Source organism: Candidatus Pelagibacter sp. PS_23 (assembly GCF_059417905.1).
The window spans coordinates 1,233,289-1,250,652 of sequence record NZ_CM182071.1 but is presented as its reverse complement, the minus strand read 5'-3'; the positions used below and the strand labels follow the sequence as shown (position 1 = coordinate 1,250,652).

Annotated in this window: 17 protein-coding genes and 1 pseudogene; 10 read left to right on the top strand and 8 right to left on the bottom strand. The window is 29.1% G+C overall.

All coding sequences use genetic code 11. The features are described 5' to 3' along the window. Positions 1 to 21 precede the first annotated feature (21 nt). Genes dnaJ through AC5SLY_RS06655 form a run of 4 tightly spaced genes read left to right on the top strand, consistent with a single transcriptional unit; the run spans position 22 to position 3,549 of the window. The gene (gene dnaJ, locus AC5SLY_RS06670; RefSeq protein WP_271617327.1) at positions 22 to 1,152 is read left to right on the top strand and encodes a molecular chaperone DnaJ; all 1,131 of its coding nucleotides are present in this window, start codon (positions 22 to 24) and stop codon (positions 1,150 to 1,152) included. 36 nt (positions 1,153 to 1,188) lie between these two features. Next, positions 1,189 to 1,965 (top strand): 4-hydroxy-tetrahydrodipicolinate reductase, encoded by a 777-nt coding sequence (dapB, locus tag AC5SLY_RS06665; RefSeq protein WP_494598801.1) that lies wholly within the window; start codon positions 1,189 to 1,191, stop codon positions 1,963 to 1,965. Further along, on the top strand, positions 1,965 to 2,618 hold the full coding sequence (nth, locus tag AC5SLY_RS06660) for an endonuclease III (RefSeq protein WP_494598800.1): 654 nt from the start codon (positions 1,965 to 1,967) through the stop codon (positions 2,616 to 2,618). The genes dapB and nth overlap by 1 nt, the downstream gene beginning before the upstream one ends. Before the next feature lies 1 nt (position 2,619). Then, complete coding sequence (locus AC5SLY_RS06655; RefSeq protein ID WP_494598799.1) at positions 2,620 to 3,549, top strand: adenosine kinase; 930 nt, start codon at positions 2,620 to 2,622, stop codon at positions 3,547 to 3,549. Positions 3,550 to 3,555: 6 nt separating this feature from the next. Here the strand turns inward: AC5SLY_RS06655 and AC5SLY_RS06650 are convergent, their stop codons facing one another. Then, on the bottom strand, positions 3,556 to 4,137 hold the full coding sequence (locus tag AC5SLY_RS06650) for a helix-turn-helix domain-containing protein (RefSeq protein ID WP_494598798.1): 582 nt from the start codon (positions 4,135 to 4,137) through the stop codon (positions 3,556 to 3,558). Positions 4,138 to 4,157: 20 nt separating this feature from the next. Here AC5SLY_RS06650 and AC5SLY_RS06645 point away from each other — a divergent pair, with 20 nt between their 5' ends. Then, positions 4,158 to 4,646 (top strand): L,D-transpeptidase family protein, encoded by a 489-nt coding sequence (locus tag AC5SLY_RS06645; protein ID WP_494598797.1) that lies wholly within the window; start codon positions 4,158 to 4,160, stop codon positions 4,644 to 4,646. On the opposite strand, the gene AC5SLY_RS06640 is transcribed toward AC5SLY_RS06645, so the two are convergent. Continuing rightward, positions 4,643 to 5,293: a YggS family pyridoxal phosphate-dependent enzyme gene (locus AC5SLY_RS06640; protein WP_494598796.1), complete on the bottom strand. Its 651-nt coding sequence runs from the start codon at positions 5,291 to 5,293 to the stop codon at positions 4,643 to 4,645. The genes AC5SLY_RS06645 and AC5SLY_RS06640 overlap by 4 nt on opposite strands. On the opposite strand from AC5SLY_RS06640, the gene AC5SLY_RS06635 reads away from it, so the two are divergent. Beyond that, a complete protein-coding gene (locus AC5SLY_RS06635) occupies positions 5,288 to 5,830 on the top strand; it encodes a thiamine phosphate synthase (RefSeq protein ID WP_494598795.1) in 543 nt (180 codons plus the stop codon). The genes AC5SLY_RS06640 and AC5SLY_RS06635 overlap by 6 nt on opposite strands. A 36-nt stretch (positions 5,831 to 5,866) precedes the next feature. Here the strand turns inward: AC5SLY_RS06635 and AC5SLY_RS06630 are convergent, their stop codons facing one another. Beyond that, a complete protein-coding gene (locus AC5SLY_RS06630; RefSeq protein WP_494598794.1) occupies positions 5,867 to 6,874 on the bottom strand; it encodes a porin in 1,008 nt (335 codons plus the stop codon). A gap of 218 nt (positions 6,875 to 7,092) precedes the next feature. Between AC5SLY_RS06630 and AC5SLY_RS06625 the strand changes: the two genes are divergently transcribed. From AC5SLY_RS06625 to holA, 4 genes are read left to right on the top strand one after another with little or no spacing between them, the layout of a single operon-like run. Further along, positions 7,093 to 7,671 (top strand): DUF3576 domain-containing protein, encoded by a 579-nt coding sequence (locus AC5SLY_RS06625; RefSeq protein ID WP_494598793.1) that lies wholly within the window; start codon positions 7,093 to 7,095, stop codon positions 7,669 to 7,671. A gap of 23 nt (positions 7,672 to 7,694) precedes the next feature. Then, positions 7,695 to 10,229: a leucine--tRNA ligase gene (gene leuS, locus AC5SLY_RS06620; protein ID WP_494598792.1), complete on the top strand. Its 2,535-nt coding sequence runs from the start codon at positions 7,695 to 7,697 to the stop codon at positions 10,227 to 10,229. A gap of 3 nt (positions 10,230 to 10,232) precedes the next feature. Beyond that, positions 10,233 to 10,697, top strand: a complete 465-nt coding sequence (locus tag AC5SLY_RS06615) for a hypothetical protein (protein WP_494598791.1) — start codon at positions 10,233 to 10,235, stop codon at positions 10,695 to 10,697. After that, on the top strand, positions 10,694 to 11,689 hold the full coding sequence (gene holA, locus AC5SLY_RS06610; RefSeq protein ID WP_494598790.1) for a DNA polymerase III subunit delta: 996 nt from the start codon (positions 10,694 to 10,696) through the stop codon (positions 11,687 to 11,689). Before AC5SLY_RS06615 ends, holA begins: the two co-directional genes overlap by 4 nt. Here holA and AC5SLY_RS06605 read toward each other — a convergent pair. The 5 genes and pseudogenes from AC5SLY_RS06605 to mnmE all read right to left on the bottom strand — a co-directional run bounded on the left by AC5SLY_RS06605 (position 11,679) and on the right by mnmE (position 17,336). Next, positions 11,679 to 12,527 carry a ParB/RepB/Spo0J family partition protein gene (locus tag AC5SLY_RS06605; RefSeq protein ID WP_494598789.1) on the bottom strand — a complete coding sequence of 283 codons (849 nt, stop codon included), beginning with the start codon at positions 12,525 to 12,527 and terminating at the stop codon, positions 11,679 to 11,681. The two genes, holA and AC5SLY_RS06605, sit on opposite strands and share 11 nt — an antisense overlap. Continuing rightward, the gene (locus tag AC5SLY_RS06600) at positions 12,527 to 13,321 is read right to left on the bottom strand and encodes a ParA family protein (protein WP_494598788.1); all 795 of its coding nucleotides are present in this window, start codon (positions 13,319 to 13,321) and stop codon (positions 12,527 to 12,529) included. The genes AC5SLY_RS06605 and AC5SLY_RS06600 overlap by 1 nt, the downstream gene beginning before the upstream one ends. Continuing rightward, positions 13,322 to 13,968 (bottom strand): annotated as a pseudogene (locus tag AC5SLY_RS06595) (16S rRNA (guanine(527)-N(7))-methyltransferase RsmG). Beyond that, entirely contained in the window at positions 13,968 to 15,839 is a 1,872-nt protein-coding gene (gene mnmG / locus AC5SLY_RS06590; RefSeq protein ID WP_494598787.1) for a tRNA uridine-5-carboxymethylaminomethyl(34) synthesis enzyme MnmG, read from the bottom strand. The pseudogene AC5SLY_RS06595 and the gene mnmG overlap by 1 nt, the downstream one beginning before the upstream one ends. A 165-nt stretch (positions 15,840 to 16,004) precedes the next feature. Then, positions 16,005 to 17,336: a tRNA uridine-5-carboxymethylaminomethyl(34) synthesis GTPase MnmE gene (mnmE, locus tag AC5SLY_RS06585; protein ID WP_494598786.1), complete on the bottom strand. Its 1,332-nt coding sequence runs from the start codon at positions 17,334 to 17,336 to the stop codon at positions 16,005 to 16,007. Positions 17,337 to 17,364 lie beyond the last annotated feature (28 nt).

The window sequence follows — 17,364 nt, the reverse complement described above, 5'->3', positions numbered from 1 at the left end:
ACTATCATCTTAAAGTAACTTATGGCAAAAAGAGATTTTTATGACGTCTTAGGGGTTAGCAAAAGTGCAAGCCCTGAAGAATTAAAATCTGCTTACCGTAAATTAGCTGTAAAATATCACCCAGACAAAAACCCAGGTGATAAAGCCTCAGAAGATAAATTTAAAGAAGCTGGTGAAGCTTACGGCATCCTTTCAGATAAAGAAAAAAAACAAAACTATGATAACTTTGGCCACGCTGCTTTTGAGGGTGGTGGAGGCAGACAAGGAGGAGGCTTTGGTGGTGGTTTTGGTGGGGCTGATTTTTCAGATATATTTGAAGATTTTTTTGGAGATTTTGGTGGTGGACAATCAAGAGGAAGAAGAAAAACTAATAATAGAGGTTCTGATCTTCGATATGATTTATCTATTACCCTCGAAGAAGCATATGAGGGTAAAAAACAAGATATAAAATTCTCAACTACAGAAAAATGTAATACTTGTAGAGGTAATGGCTCTAAACCCGGTCATTCTCCAGACAGATGTACGGTTTGTGGTGGAAATGGAAAAGTAAGATCTAACCAAGGTTTTTTTACTGTTCAACAAACTTGTCCTCAATGTGCAGGCTCTGGTGAAGAAATAACAAATCCATGCACAGATTGTAATGGTCAAGGTAACAAACAAGCCTCCAAAAAAATATCAGTTACAATACCTAAAGGTGTCGATGATGGAACTAGGATTAGATTAGCTGGCAAAGGTGAAGCAGGATCCAAAGGTGGAGCAAGTGGTGATCTTTATCTTTTTGTAAATGTTCATTCACATGATTTATTTAAAAGATCTGATGAAAACTTATTCTTTGAATTTCCTATATCTTTTGCAGATGCCGCATTAGGAACCACAATAGAGATACCAACAATTGATGGTGGAAAAGCTAAAATTAAAATACCTGATGGAACTCAAAATGGAAAACAATTTAGGCTAAAAGGTAAAGGCATGCCTTATATGAGAGGTAGTGGAAATGGAGACCTTTATGTCCAAGTAAATACTGAAGTTCCTATTTCTTTAAATAAAGAACAAAAAGAGTTACTTGAAAAATTTAGAGAAATTGAAAATGAAAAGTCTAATCCAAGTATCAAACAATTCTTTCAAAAAGCAAAAAGTTTTTGGAAAAACTAAAGACTAATTAACTAAAAAAGGTTAATATTTTCCTAGATGAAAAAAATTAATTTAGCTATTTCTGGCTGCTTGGGAAGAATGGGTCAACAGCTTATTAAATCTTCAAAAAATAACAATAACTTTAAACTAACTGCTCTAACAGAAAATAAGGCTATCAGTAAAAAAATTGCTGGTATCAAGCTTGATGTAAACACCGAACAAGCTTTTAAAAAAACTGATGTAATAATAGATTTTACAGTCCCAAACTGTACTTTAGATATTTTAAAAATTGCATCTAAATTAAAAAAAAGAGTAGTAATTGGAACAACGGGATTTAATCAAAAAGAAGAGGCCTTGGTTAAAAAATTTTCAAAAACCATTCCAATTTTAAAAGCTGGGAATATGAGCCTTGGTGTTAATTTATTAATGTATTTAACAGAAATTGCTTCAAAATCTCTAAATGATGAATATTTAAGCAAAGTATTTGAAGTTCATCACAAACACAAAAAAGATTACCCATCAGGAACAGCCTTAATGCTGGGAAAAGGAATTGCAGATGGGAAAAATAAAAACCTTTATAACTTAATGGGTAAAAAATTTTTAAATAAAAAATCTTTTCCTTATGGAAAAAAAATTAATTTCAATTCAATTAGAAAAGGTGAAATTATAGGTGAACATGAAGTTACATTTTCTAGTGGAAAAGAAATAATAAAATTAAATCATGAGGCTTTTGATAGAGCACTTTATTCAGATGGAGCTCTAACTGCTGCAAAATGGTTGATTAATAAAAAACCAGGACTTTATTCAATGAGAGATTTATTGAACTTTAGATAATGGATGAACAAGATAAAGCAAAAAAAATACTAAAAATTTTAAATAAACTTTATCCAACAACTCCTATCCCACTAGACCATACTAGTAACTTTACTCTCTTAATGTCTGTTCTTTTATCAGCACAATGTACTGATCTAAATGTTAATAATGTAACTAAAAATATATATCCAAAATATAATAAGCCTGAGCATTTTGTAAAATTAGGCAAAAAACGAATAGAAAAATTGATTAAGAGTATTGGTCTCTTTCGAGTTAAGGCTAAAAGTATTTATTTGATGTCTAAACAGCTTCTTGAAAAGCATGGAGGCAAAGTGCCCAAAAGCTTTGAAGAGCTCGAAAAACTGCCGGGTGTAGGCCATAAAACTGCGAGTGTGGTTATGTCTCAAGGTTTTGGAGTTCCAGCATTTGCAGTTGATACCCACATCCATAGATTGGCTCAAAGATGGGGTTTAACAAATGGCAAAAATGTAATTCAAACTGAAAAAGATTTAAAAAGAATATTCCCAGAAAAAACATGGAACAAATTGCATTTACAAATAATTTATTATGGAAGAGAATTTTGTAAGGCAAGGGAATGTTATGGTTTGACTTGTAAAATTTGCACGACTTGTTATCCTGATCGAAAAAATCCAGTTAAAATAAAAAAAGCTTAATATGAAAATACTAGGAATTGGTAATGCTATTGTTGACGTAATTTGTAAAGTTGATGACCAATATTTAATAAATAATCAATTAATAAAAAGTACAATGAAACTGGTTGAAGAAATTGAATTTAAAAAACTTTTATCAAGTCTTAAGGTAGAACAAACTATCTCTGGTGGGTCAGTTGCAAATTCTATTGTTGGACTATCACAATTAGGAAATGATGTCGGGTTTATAGGTAAAATTAACGATGATGATTTGGGACAAAAATACGAAGAAGGTCTAACTAAAGAAAAAGTTCAATATTTTTATAATAAGAAAAAAGAAATCTCACCAACGGGGACTTGTTTAATCTTAATCACACCTGATGCAGAAAGAACCATGGTTACATTTTTAGGAATTGCAGGAAAAATTAGCTCCAGTGATATTAATGAAAAAGCTGTAAAAGAAACCGAAATGATATTTTTAGAAGGATATTTGTGGGATGAGGGTGAACCAAAGTCAGCTTTTGATAAAGCCATGTTATTCTCTAATACTAAAGCAATGTCCTTATCAGATCAATTTTGTGTAGAGAGACATAAAAATAATTTTTTAGATTTAGTTAAAAATAAACTTGATATTACTTTTGCTAACGAACAAGAAATTAGATCATTAATTAATGCTAAAAGCTTTGAGGATGTTATTGAATTTGGCAAACAATTGGGAAAACTTTTAATTGTTACACGTGGTGAAAAGGGAAGTATTGCTATTAAAAATCAAGAAATTATAGAATGTCAAAGTAAACCAAATTTAGAAATTGTAGACTTAACAGGCGCTGGGGATCTCTTTGCAGCTGGATTTTTTCATGGATTAATTAATAATAGTTCAACTAAAGAATGTCTGGAAAAAGGAACTGAAATGTCTTCAAAGATAATTCAAAAAGTTGGAGCTAGATTAAATTAACCTATTTTAGTCAATAAAATAGCCATTTTTATGGCTTAATATAAATTTTTTATCTTTAAATAAATCACTTATTTTTTTTCGTAATCTATAAATATGCGTTTCTACCGTATGGGTTTCCATATTTGCTGCATAATCCCATATATTTTTTTGTAGGTCAGCAACATTGTGCTTAATTTTTTTACTATTTAAATATAATATGATCTCAATTTCCTTTTCAGTTAACTTTAATTTTAAATTACTTTTAGAGAGAAATTTAGAATTTAAATTTAATTCATAGCCCTTAATTGTAATCTTAGATTGTTGGTTAAATTTTAATTTGATTAATTTAATATTTATTAATTCTATTAATTTTTTAAACGATAAGGGCAGATCATTAAAATCTAAAAAATTTTTAGCATTTATATTATCATTTAATAGTAATTTATGATCTGTTTTTGAAATTACTAAATGGTCCAATCTATCTAGATCAAATTTCTTTTTAAAATCTTCTTCATTCTCAATTTTTATAATTGTAAAAGATAAATTTTCTTTTATCTCCTCTAAAATTTCATATAGTGAATTAAAATTTATAATAAAAACATTTTGCATAATTATATTTAATATCGCTTATGATAATTCATGTACCAAATAAAAACACTCTTATAATTGACGACTTTAAATTAAAATGCTGTGTTGGAAAAAGTGGTATAAATCCTAATAAAAAAGAAGGTGATTATTCAACCCCCAAAGGATTATTTGGTTTACAAAAATTATATTTTAGAAAAGATCGTGTTGGTATTATAAAATGCAAAATCAATAAAAAGATCATAAAACAAGATATGGCTTGGTGTGATGACCCAAAAGATAAAAAATATAATGAAGAAATTAAAACAAGCAATAAGAACCTTAAAGAAAATCTATACAGAAAAGATCATAAGTATGATTATATAATTTCAATTAGCCACAATGAAAAAAAAACTCCAGGTAAAGGGAGCGCAGTATTTATTCATTTAACAGATAATTACAAACCAACGGCAGGGTGTATTGCTTTAAAAAAAAAAGATTTTGAAATTTTACTAAAATTAATTGATAAAAAAACTAAAATTAAAATAGGTTAACTTCTGCTACCAAATATTTTTGATCCCACTCTAACATATGTTGCATTATATCTAATTGCCTTTAGATAATCCCCTGACATACCCATACTTAAGTCTTTAAAATTTAATAGTTGATTTATTTTATTCATCTCAGAAAAGTGTTGCTCTGTATTTCCATCATTTGGCGGAATACACATTGTACCAATAATTTCTAAATTCAAATTTTTACAAAAATTATAAAAATCTATTAAGTTGTCTTTATTTATTCCAGATTTTTGATCTTCATTACCAATATTAACTTGAATAAATATCTTAGTATTTTTTTCTTGTTTTTTTTGCTCTTCTGAAATTTTAATTGCTAGTTTTTCACTATCTAAGGAGTGAATATAATCAAATATCCGTAATGCAAATTTAACTTTATTAGTTTGAAGTCTTCCGATCAAATGAAGCTTAATAGCATTATTTTTAAGCTTTATATCGCTCCACTTATCTAACGCCTCCTGAACCTTATTTTCTCCATAATGCAAGTGCCCATGTTCTATTAGGGGTAAAACATTTTCAATGGGAAAAGTTTTTGATACTGCTATAACTTTAGCTAATTCATCATCATTTGCTTTTGATTTGATAAGCTCTTCTATATAAATTAAATTTTTAACAGTGTTATGCATAATAAAACTTTAGATAGATATTACTTTATAAAAGAATTTGACCAAAGTCACATAGATAAACAGGATAAAAAAACAATCATAATATTTAGAAATTATGATACCAAAATTGATAAAAAAATTATTTTAACAATAAAAAATTATTGCAAGAAAAAAGGGAATAAGTTTTTAATTTCTAATAATATAAAATTAGCTATAAAACTTAATTTGGATGGTGCTTATATTCCATCATTTAATAAAGATAAAAAACACCTTTCTTATTCTTTTAAAAAAAACTTCATCATCTTGGGCTCAGCTCACAATACTTATGAAATCAGAACAAAAGAATTACAATCTGTTAATGCTATTTTTTTATCTTCAATATTTAAAAAAAATAAAAATTATTTAGGTTTTTATAAATTTAAATCTCTCTCTCTTTTAAGTAATAAGCCTGTCATAGCCCTTGGTGGTATTTCTCACGACAACTTAAAGAAACTAAATCTTATTCGTTGTCATGGCTTTGCTGGTATTTCTTTTTTTGAACAAAAAAAAGGCCCCTAAAAAGGGGCCCTTTTATTAATTTGTGTTCTAAATTAATTAGAATGCAAATGATAGACCTAAAGACCAATATTCGATGTCTTCATTGGCACTAGTTCCATGTGCAACGTTTTCACCGTCAGCCATAGTTGCTGAAATAGTCATTCCACCAGCAGTGTATGAAGCTGAAATTTTATCATACTCAGCGTCTACAGATTTGTTACCTTGGTCGATCTCTTCAGTTCCATAAGTAACTGAGATATCATCTGACACTGTGTAAGAAACTGCCATAGATGTAGTTTCTTGGTTAGTTGAAGCAGTAGCAGCACCTACGTCATAATGACTATTAGAGTATGCTAAAGTAATCGGACCGTAAGCGTATGAAGCTTTCAGAACATCTTGATCACCTGAACTACTAGCTGTACCACTGTTTAATTCAGTTGTACCATAGCTAACTGATAACCCTTCAACACCTGAATAAGTTCCAGCGAAACCTACTGCAGATTCTGCACCACTACCTTGTGGTTTGTATGAAGCATTTACAGTTAAACCATCAACTAAAGATGGTAAAGTGTAAAATAACGAGTTATCTCCAGGACCTGTGTCGCTAACTGCTACACCTGCAGTTCCACCACCAGATACGCCATCAAAATTATCCCAGATATCACCTGCTGCAGTAGTATCTAATGCAGAAGCTGCTGAAGATCCACCTTCACCAGCAAGCACAAGTGTTCCCATAGCGTCTGAACTGATTGATACAGAGTGACTATCAAATGGACCACCAGCACTATGTTTTGTACCAGATGTAGGAGCTACAGTTGTAGCATCATCACCTTGATCTAGTATGAAAGATAATGAAACAGATAATCCATTATCTAATTCACCTGAACCAGAAAACGTAAGTTGATTTCCCATAGAGAAAGTTGTTCCAGCATTCATTGCTACAGAAGAATGACCTTCTGCTGCCATTGAAGCACTACCAGACACTGTCATCTCACCAGCAAATGCTGATGTAGAAACAAGTGAAGCTGCTAAAGCAGTTAGACCTATTTTTTTTATATTATTCATATTTTTCCTTTATTTGTTATTGTTGTTTTTATTATTAATAATAAACACTGCATAACTATCAAATTAGCTGTTAATTTTTATTAAAAATCACTTTTTTAACAAAAAATTTAATTATTGTTGTATTTTTGCATCACTTTAATAAATGGCTATTTTCTTATATTTTTAGTGTTTTTTATAATATTAAAGTATAAATATTCTAAATTAACAATAAACTCATTATGTTATCTATAAAAAACTTAAAATTTCTCATAATTTTAATCTTTTCATCTGCTATTTTAAATTCCTGCGGAGGCAAGCTGCCTGGTGGTGATGCTAGAAAATTTGATCCAGATCCAAAAAAGAGAGTTGCAAAAAACTTAGAAGAGGGTCGAGGTTTTAGGCTTTCAGATAAAATAGATGGCTTAAAAGGAGGAAATGGAACTTTCGATTTTGCAAGCTCTAATGAGTTATGGAGAGCGTCGCTAGACACTATAGACTTTATGCCCTTAGGGTCTGTAAATTACAGTGGAGGAATTATAATTACTGACTGGTATTCAACAGACCAAACTTCAAATGAAAGTATTAAAATATCAATAAGGTTTCTAACTAATGAAGTAAGATCTGACGCTCTAGACATTAAAGTTTTTTCTAGAAAGTGTTTAGAGCAATTCAACTGTGTAATTTCTGAAAAAGATGGAAGCCTAACAGATGAATTGAGAATAAAAATTTTAAAAACTGCTGCAATCTATGTGGCACAAAAAAAAGAAAAGAACTTCAAGCCTTATAAAGGTGAACAAAGAACGAAGTTTGAAAATTAAATTTTAATTAAAAATTAAATTTTGTGGATAGATATAATTTTAAGACAGTAGAAGAAAAATGGCAAAAAATTTGGGAAGAAAAAAAAACATTTTCAACTGAAGCTGATAAAAGTAAAAAAAAATTTTATTGTTTAGAAATGTTTCCTTACCCGTCGGGTAAAATCCACATGGGTCATGTAAGAAATTATACCATTGGAGATGTGTTAGCTCGTTTTAAAGCTTTGCAAGGTTATAATGTTCTTCACCCAATGGGCTGGGACTCATTTGGAATGCCAGCGGAAAATGCTGCAAGACAAAATAATTTAGATCCTAAAACTTGGACTGAGTCGAATATTAAAACCATGAGATCTCAGCTTAAAAAGCTTGGGCTATCAATTGATTGGGACAAAGAAATCTCAACTTGTTCTGAGGATTACTACAAACACCAACAAGAATTCTTTCTTGATCTTTATGACAAAGGATTAGTTTACAGAAAAGAGAATTATGTTAACTGGGATCCTGTTGACGAAACTGTTCTTGCTAATGAGCAAGTTGTAGATGGCAAAGGTTGGAGGTCTGGAGCCACGGTTGAAAGAAAGAAGTTAAATCAATGGTTTTTTAACATTTCAAAATTCTCAGAAGACTTATTGAAGGGATTAGATGCATTAGAAAATTGGCCCAACAAAGTAAAGGTGATGCAAAAGAACTGGATAGGAAAATCATTTGGTTGTGAAGTCGAATTTAAAATTGAAAGTGAAAAACCCATTGAAAGTATTAAGTGTTATACAACAAGACCTGACACTTTATTTGGTTTTTCTTTTCTTGCTCTTTCAGTTGATCACCCTTTAGCAAAATATTATGAAGAAGATAAAGAATTTCAAAAATTTAGAGAAGAATGCTCTAAAACAGGAACTACTGAAGAATCTATTGCCTCTGCAGAAAAAATTGGTTTTAAAACTGATATGATTGCGGTTAACCCGCTAGATAAAAATATGAAGGTTCCTGTTTATTTTGCAAACTTTGTATTAATGGATTATGGGTTAGGTGCTGTTTTTGGTTGTCCTGCACATGATCAACGAGATTTAGATTTTGCTAAAAAATATAATTTAAAAATTACACCTGTTGTTAAGCCTGAAAAAGATAAAGACTTTGAAATAAATAATGAGGCTTATACGGGTGAAGGGTATCTTTATAATTCAGATTTTCTTAATGGATTAAAAGTTCCAAGTGAATCTATTATTAAGACTATGGAATTTCTTGAAAAGAATAATTTAGGCACAAAAAAAACTAATTATCGATTAAAAGATTGGGGTATATCAAGACAAAGATATTGGGGTTGTCCCATTCCAATGGCCTATGATGAAAATGACCAACCTATTAAAATTCCAAGAAATATGCTGCCAGTTAAACTTCCAGAAATTGAAAAATTAAGTAACATAGGAAACCCATTAGATTCGGAGGATAACTGGAAATTCTTTAACTTGGATGGCAAAAAATATAGAAGAGAAACCGATACGTTGGATACTTTTGTTGATTCTTCTTGGTATTTTTTAAGGTTTTGCTCACCTCATAATTTAGATCGTGGATTTACTCAAGAAGAGGCTAATTATTGGATGCCAGTTGACCAGTATATCGGAGGTGTTGAACATGCTATTTTACATTTATTATATTCTAGGTTTTTTATGCAAGCTCTTTCTTATAAAAATGATGATTTTAAATTAAAAGAACCATTTGATGGATTGTTTACACAAGGAATGGTTTGTCACGAAACCTATAAAGATCAAACAAATGCATGGTTAAGTCCTGATGAGGTAATTTCAGAAGATGGTAAAAAATTTTATAAAAAAGATAACCCTTCTGAAAAAATAATAGTTGGACCAACAGAGTCTATGTCAAAATCTAAAAAAAATACTATTGATCCAGAGAATATAATAAAAAATTATGGGGCAGATTCTGTAAGATTATTTATTTTATCAGACAGTCCCCCAGAAAAAGATGTACAATGGTCTGATCAGGGTATGATAGCATCATTCAAATTTGTTCAAAAATTATGGACTTTAAATTCTAAAATTTTAGATAAAATAAAAGATAATAACGAAGGAGATGAAGGTAAAGATTTAACTAAATTTACTAATCAATTAATCAATAAAATAACCCAAAACTTAGAAAAATTTCATTACAATGTAATAGTTGCTAACTTTTATGAAATGTATAATTTTTTAATCAAAGAAATAGACAAACCTATAAAAAAAGAGATTTTAATTGAAAATTATAAAAAAATTTTAATTCTAATGAATCCATTTATTCCACATTTTTCAAATGAATGTTTAAATACCATTAATGAAAATCAAATAAATTGGCCAAAAATTTCAAAGAAAGATTTAATAGAAGAAGATATTAACTTTGTTGTTCAGATAAATGGTAAAAAAAGAGCTATTTTAAAAGTAAAAAGAGATGTGGTTGAAAAAGAAATTTTAGAGATCATAAAAACAAACCTAGAAATTGAAAAATTTTTAAAAGACCAGACAATAAAAAAATCAATATTTATACCCAACAGGCTTATAAATATTATACTATAAAAAATGCTCCAAAAACAAATTATACTTCTTCTTTTATTGCTATTATCATCTTGTGGGTATGAAGCAATATACTCCAAAAAGAATTCCGTTGATTATGATTTTACAGTAAGTGATTTAAGCTTTGTTGGGGATAAAATAATTAATTTAAAAATCAAAGAAAAACTAAGAAACTATGCTAAGGATAAAAAAGAGAAAGATTTTATACTAAAAATTTCTAGCTCTTCAGAGAAAATAGTTTTAGCAAAAAATGCTGCCGGTGATGCCACTTCCTTTAAAAATTCAATTTCTATTAATGTAGAAGTTTTGATGAACAATAAATTTAAAAGCAATTTCATAATTTTGGAAAGTTTTAATTATAATAATATTTCTAATAAATTTAATTTGAAGCAGCATGAAAAAGATATTAAAAATAATTTGGCTGAAACAGCTTCTGATAAATTAATTTTTAAACTATCTAATATTCAATGATACTAAAGTCGTTTGAATTAAATAAAATAAAACTGAATAATTATAAATTTTATTTATTCTATGGTGATAATGAAGGTTTAAAAGAAGAGAATATTAAAAATTTATTTGAAAAAAATTATCAAGATAAAATTCATAGATATGAAGAAAAAGAGATACTAGATGATATTAATATTTTTTTTAATAGCGTTCTTACTAAATCTTTTTTTGATAATGAAAAACTCATAATCATTAATAGAGCCACAGATAAAATTAGAACAATCATAGAAGAGTTGTTAGAGAAAAATCCTGAAGATATACAAATTATCTTAAATTCAAAAAATTTAGAAAAAAAATCTAGCTTACGAAAACTCTTCGAAAAAGAAAAATCAATTGTATGTATCCCGTTTTATGAAGATAATAATCAAACATTAAATTCAATTGTTAGTCTTTTTTTTAGAAGTAAAAAAATCCCAATATCTCAGCAATTAATTAATGTCTTAATAGAAAGAAGCAGGGGTGATAGAAAAAATCTGAATAATGAATTAGAAAAAATTGAAAATTATTTATTAAATAAAAAAAATTTGAACATTCAAGAAATAATTAAGTTAACTAACCTTGCCGATAATTATAGTGCTTCGGAACTCGTGGATCATTCATTGGCTAAAAATACTAGGAAAACAGTCACTATTTTAAGTGAAAACAACTATTCAGACGAAGATAGTATCATAATTATTAGAACACTATTAGCTAAACTAAAAAGACTAGTTAAAATTAATGAATTAGTTGATGAAAAAAATAATATTGAACAAGCAATATCTGCTTGTAAACCACCAATTTTTTGGAGGGATAAGCCTCTTGTTATCCAGCAAATAAGGTCATGGAAGAAAGAACATCTAAAAGATTTAATTTATAAAACAAATGATATTGAACTTTTGATTAAAAAGAACTCAGCAATTGCTAAAAATATATTATCAGATTTTATAATTAATAATTCAAGAAAAACTAATAATTAGATTTTATAATCTCAACTATTTTATTTAACTGATCTAAATCTTTATATTCTAATAACAGGGATCCTGAATTATTTTTTTTATTTTTTATTAAAACATTAAGACCAATTTTTTCTCTAATTGAATTCTCTAAAGCTTGCAAATTTATATCTTTCAAAGGTTTAAGAGAGTGTTTTTTAATCTTAAAAATTTTAACAAAACTTTCTGATTGTCGAACAGAAAGATTTTTTTCAATTATTTTATTTGCAACAAACTCTGCATTATCTAGACCTACTAAAATTTTTGCATGTCCTGCTGATAATTTTTGGATTTCAATTAATTTTAAAACTGCTTCTGGAAGATTAAGTAACCTTAAAAAATTAGCTATATGACTTCTACTTTTTCCAATAAATTTTGCTACTTTTTCTTGATCATATGAAAACTCCTCAATAAGACGTTGATAGCCACGTGCTTCTTCGATTACATTTAGATCATTTCTTTGAACGTTTTCGACAATGGCAAACTCTAAAGATTTTAAATCATCTGCGTTCGTAATAACCACTGGAACTTCGTGTAACCCTGCCTTTTGTGCTGATAGCCACCTTCTCTCTCCTGCAATTATTTCATACTTTGAACTATCATCATCAGACTTTCTGACAATGATTGGCTGAATAATACCTCTCTCTTTTATTGAGTTTGTTAAATCTTGTAAGCTTTCTTCATCAAACATTTTTCTTGGTTGAAATTTATTACTTACGAGATCAGATATTGAAACTTTGTTGATATTTATTTCTGCTTTTGTTTCCCCTATTAAAGATGACAAACCTCTACCTAGGCCTTTTTTTATTTTATTTGCATCCATTATGCGGCGCTCCCTATTTTTTGTTCTTGATTAATAAATTCATCTGTGAAGTTAAAATATGATTTACTACCAGGACAAGATTTATCATACATTAAAACTGGCATGCCATGAGATGGTGCCTCAGACAGTCTAACATTTCTTGGGATCACTGTTAGATAAACTTTTTCATTAAAATAATCTCTTGCTTCTTTTTCAACTTGTGTGGATAGCTTATTTCTTTTATCAAACATTGTTAAAAGTATGCCTCTAATTTTTAATTCAGGGTTTAAATTAACTTTTATCCGTTCTATGGTTTTCATTAGCTGGGTTAAACCCTCCAAAGCAAAAAATTCAGTCTGCAATGGAACTAATAGTGAGTGAGAAGACACAAGAGCCATAACCGTAAGCAAGCTTAGTGATGGTGGACAGTCTATAAGCACATAATCATAGGTTGCTCTAGAATCATTTAAATAAGCGGTTAATTCGCGTTTTAAAATAAATGCTCTCATGCTATCATCAGCTGTCTCAACCTCAAGCCCAGATAAATCTACATTTGAAGTGATAATATCTAAATTTTTAAACGCTGTTTTTCTAATCACATCAGAAATGACTCTTGTTCCATTCAGCACTCCATAAATAGTGTCTGTCGAATCTTCTAAATTTGAAAGACCAAGACCTGTGGTAGCGTTTCCTTGTGGGTCAAGGTCTATTACTAAAACTTTTTTTTCGTGTTGGGCTAAACCTGCTGCAAGATTAATTACTGTTGTTGTTTTTCCAACCCCACCCTTTTGATTTATGACAGAAATAATTTGCATTTAGTTTTTAATTTTTTTTTTAATGTTTTTTATATTTAATAAAAATGAATCTTCGCTTGTAATACTTTTTTTTTTTCAAAATCAAAATCCCAATTCATTAAAGTTTCTTCTAAAACTTTTTCTCCATTTTTTCCCATAAATACAATTAAATTTTTATAACTGCTAAAATTTTTATAAACTAAATCTAAAATTATTGGTAAAGGTTTAAAAGCTCTTGCCATTATTGTACCCGAGTCTAAATTTTCTGCTTCAAAAATATTTTCTTGCATAACTTTAGTATTTAATTTTAAATCTCTAGATACTTTTCTTAAAAAAGAGCTTTTATGGTGACTTTTTTCATATAAATGAACTTTGGATAATTTTTTTTGATTTTTAATCATAATTGATATAATTATACCTGGCATGCCTCCACCTGAACCTATATCTGTTATAATATTACTATTTAAATCAACAAATTCAATAATTTGTGCTGAATCAATTATATGACGCTCTCTAATTACCTTATTTTTAGCAGTTTCTTTACTTATTATATTAATTTTTTCATTTTCTTTCTGAAGCATAGCTATGAATAGATCAAACTCAATTAATGTTTCACGTGGAACATTTTGGTTTTTTAGTAGTGGATAATTTTTAAAAATTTCTTCCATTAAGCTATTAGCTTAATAGACTTTCTTTTTACATGTGACAACAAAATATATACGGCAGCTGGAGTTATTCCGTCAATTCTCAGTGCTTGTCCCATAGTTTTTGGTTTTATTTGTTTAAATTTGGCTTTTACCTCATTTGATAGTCCAGAAAGATCATCATAATTAACATTTTCAGGTATAACTAAATTTTCGTCTCTTTTAAATGCTAATATATCTGCTTTTTGTTTTTTAAGATAACCTCTATAATGGGCATTTATTTCAATTTGCTCATCTATTTTTTTATCAAAATAAGGAATTTCAGGCCAAATTTCTCTTATTTTTTTCATATCAACACCTTTCTGAGTTAATATTTCATTAGATTTCCTTATAATACCATCTTTTGCAATTTTAATATCAAAATTATTTATTTTTGTTGGAGATATTGATGATTCAGACATTATTTTGGATATTATCCCTAATTTATGTTCTTTATCTTTAAAAATATCTTCTCTTTGTTTTGATATTAATCCAATTTCAATTCCTTTATTTGTTAGCCTTTGGTCGGCATTATCTGCTCTGAGACTTAGTCTATATTCTGCTCTTGAAGTGAACATTCTATAAGGTTCTGCAACTCCCTTTGTTACCAAATCATCTATCATAACTCCAATATATGCATCTGATCTATCTAAAATAAATGGTTCTTCTTTCTTAAAAGATAGCGCAGCATTAATTCCAGCAATTAATCCTTGGGCTGCAGCTTCTTCATAACCAGTCGTTCCATTTATTTGTCCAGCAAGATATAAGTTTTGAATTTTTTTAGTTTCAAGAGTTAAAAATAATTCTCTAGGGTCAATATAGTCATATTCTATGGCATAACCTGGTCTAATTATCTCAACATTTTCTAAACCACTGATATTATTACAAATTTCTTTCTGAACATCCTCAGGTAAAGAGGTAGATATTCCATTTGGGTATATTGTGTGGTCATTTAGGCCCTCAGGCTCTAAATATATCTGATGACGGTCCTTATCCGCAAACTTTACTATCTTATCCTCTATTGAAGGACAGTATCTTGGACCAACCCCTTGAATGCTTCCTGAATACATCGCGCTTCTTTTTAAATTTTTTTGGATTATCTTATGAACTTTTTCATTCGTATAAGTCATCCGACATGAAACTTGTTTGTTTAAATTTTTTTTAGTTAAGAAAGAAAAAAAGTAAGGATCTTCATCTGCAAACTGTTCTTCTAAATTATCATACTTAATTGTTCTAGCATCGAGTCTTGGTGGTGTTCCTGTCTTAAGTCTTCCTATTTTAAAATCATACCTTTCAAGTTGCTCACTTAATCCTGTTGAAGGCTTCTCATCAAATCTTCCAGCCGGTGTTCTTTCATCACCAATATGAATCAAACCGTTCAAAAATGTGCCCGTTGTTAAGATTAGCTTGCTACATAAAATTTTTTTTCCTGACTTTGTTTCAAAACCACTTATAGTATTTTTATTAAAAATAAATTTTATTACGGGATCAGAAAAAATGCTTAAATTACAGTAGTTTATTAATTTTTCTTGCATATATTTACGGTATAATGATCTATCTGATTGAGTTCTAGGTCCTTGAACTGCAGGCCCTCTACTTCTATTTAATAATCTAAATTGTATACCTGATTTATCTGCAACCTCTCCCATCACACCATCTAAGGCATCTATCTCTCTAACAAGATGACCTTTGCCAAGACCACCTATCGCCGGATTACAAGACATCTCTCCTATAGTCTCAATTTTGTGTGTGAATAGGGCAGTGTTAATTCCAAGACGAGCGGACGCTGCAGCAGCTTCACAGCCAGCATGTCCTCCTCCAATAACTACTACCTCAAATGATAAATCATTTTTCATAAGTTAAATTTATAACTGATATAAATATTTACAAGCAGACAGTATTTTTTTAATAAATATTTCTTAAGTTAATTAAGGCTACATTTTTATGATTAAAATTGAAGAATTAGTTATAGCTATCAACTAAAATAGAGAAAATAGGCTAAAAAACCCTTTAAACGTTGATTATTTGCCAATGCAAAAATCATTGAAAATACTACCTAATATTTCTTCAACATCTACTTTTCCAACTATCATACCTAAATGTCGTGTTGCTAAACGAAGATCTTCTGCAGCTTTATCAAAATCCTCTGCTTCATTTTTTTCTTCAAAGTTTTTCAAATAATTTAAGCTTTGTTCAAGATGTTGTCTGTGTCTTGCACGGGTAATTAAAATATCTTCACTTGTGATAAATTTATTTTTCAATTTATTTTTAATTTTTAAAATTAAATCTTCTACGTTGAGATTGTTTTTTACTGAAATTAAAACATGTTCATAATTTTTTATTTCAAAATTTAAATCTTCTTTTAAAAGGTCAGATTTATTAACTACAAGAATTGCATTTTCATCCATTAATTCCTTCAAAACTCCTTTAAAATCAATGCTTTTAGCGTCTATAACAATCAACTTTAAGTCAGCATTTTCTGCTTTATCAAGTGCTAATTTTATTCCTTTTTTTTCTATTTCATTTTTAGAGTCTCTAATTCCTGCAGTATCAGAAACAACAACTGGATAACCATCAATATTTAAATGCGTCTCAATTACATCTCTTGTTGTTCCGGCTATTTCTGAAACGATTGCTGCATCTCGATTTGAAAGGTGGTTTAGTAAACTAGATTTTCCAGCATTGGTTGGTCCTATGATTGCAATCTTAAAACCATCTCTAATTCTTTCACCAACTTTCTGATCATCTAAAATTTTTTTTATATTTAAAATTACTTCATTAGAAATTTTTTTTATATTTTTCAAAATATCTTCGGGTAGGTCTTCATCTGGAAAATCTATTTTTGCTTCAACGTGTGATAAAATTTTTAAAAGTTTTTCTCTTAAGTTGTTAAATTTATCTGCAGATTTTCCATTCATAATTTTTATTGCTTGTTGTCTTTGAATTTCAGTTTCTGCTGAAATTAAATCTGCAATACTTTCTGCTTTTAGCAAGTTTATTTTTCCATTTTGAAATGCAAGTTTTGTAAACTCACCTGCTTCGGCTAAACGACAATTTTCAATCTTTGAAATGGAGTGGTGTAGAGCATCAATTACAGCTTTGCTACCGTGTATGTGAAATTCAGCCATATCCTCGCCTGTGTAGCTCTCAGGGCCAGGAAACCATAATATTATACCCTCATCTATAAGCTCATTAGTATTGATTTTATTGATTTTTCTTATTGTAGCAACCCTCGGCTCAGGAACTGCTCTATTGGTTAATAATTTTATTACCTCTTTAGTATCTTCACCTGAAACCCTGATAATAGCTATTCCAGAAATTCCTGGTCCAGTTGAGAGAGCATAAATTGTCATAAGATAATTGTATATTTAATTTTACTAA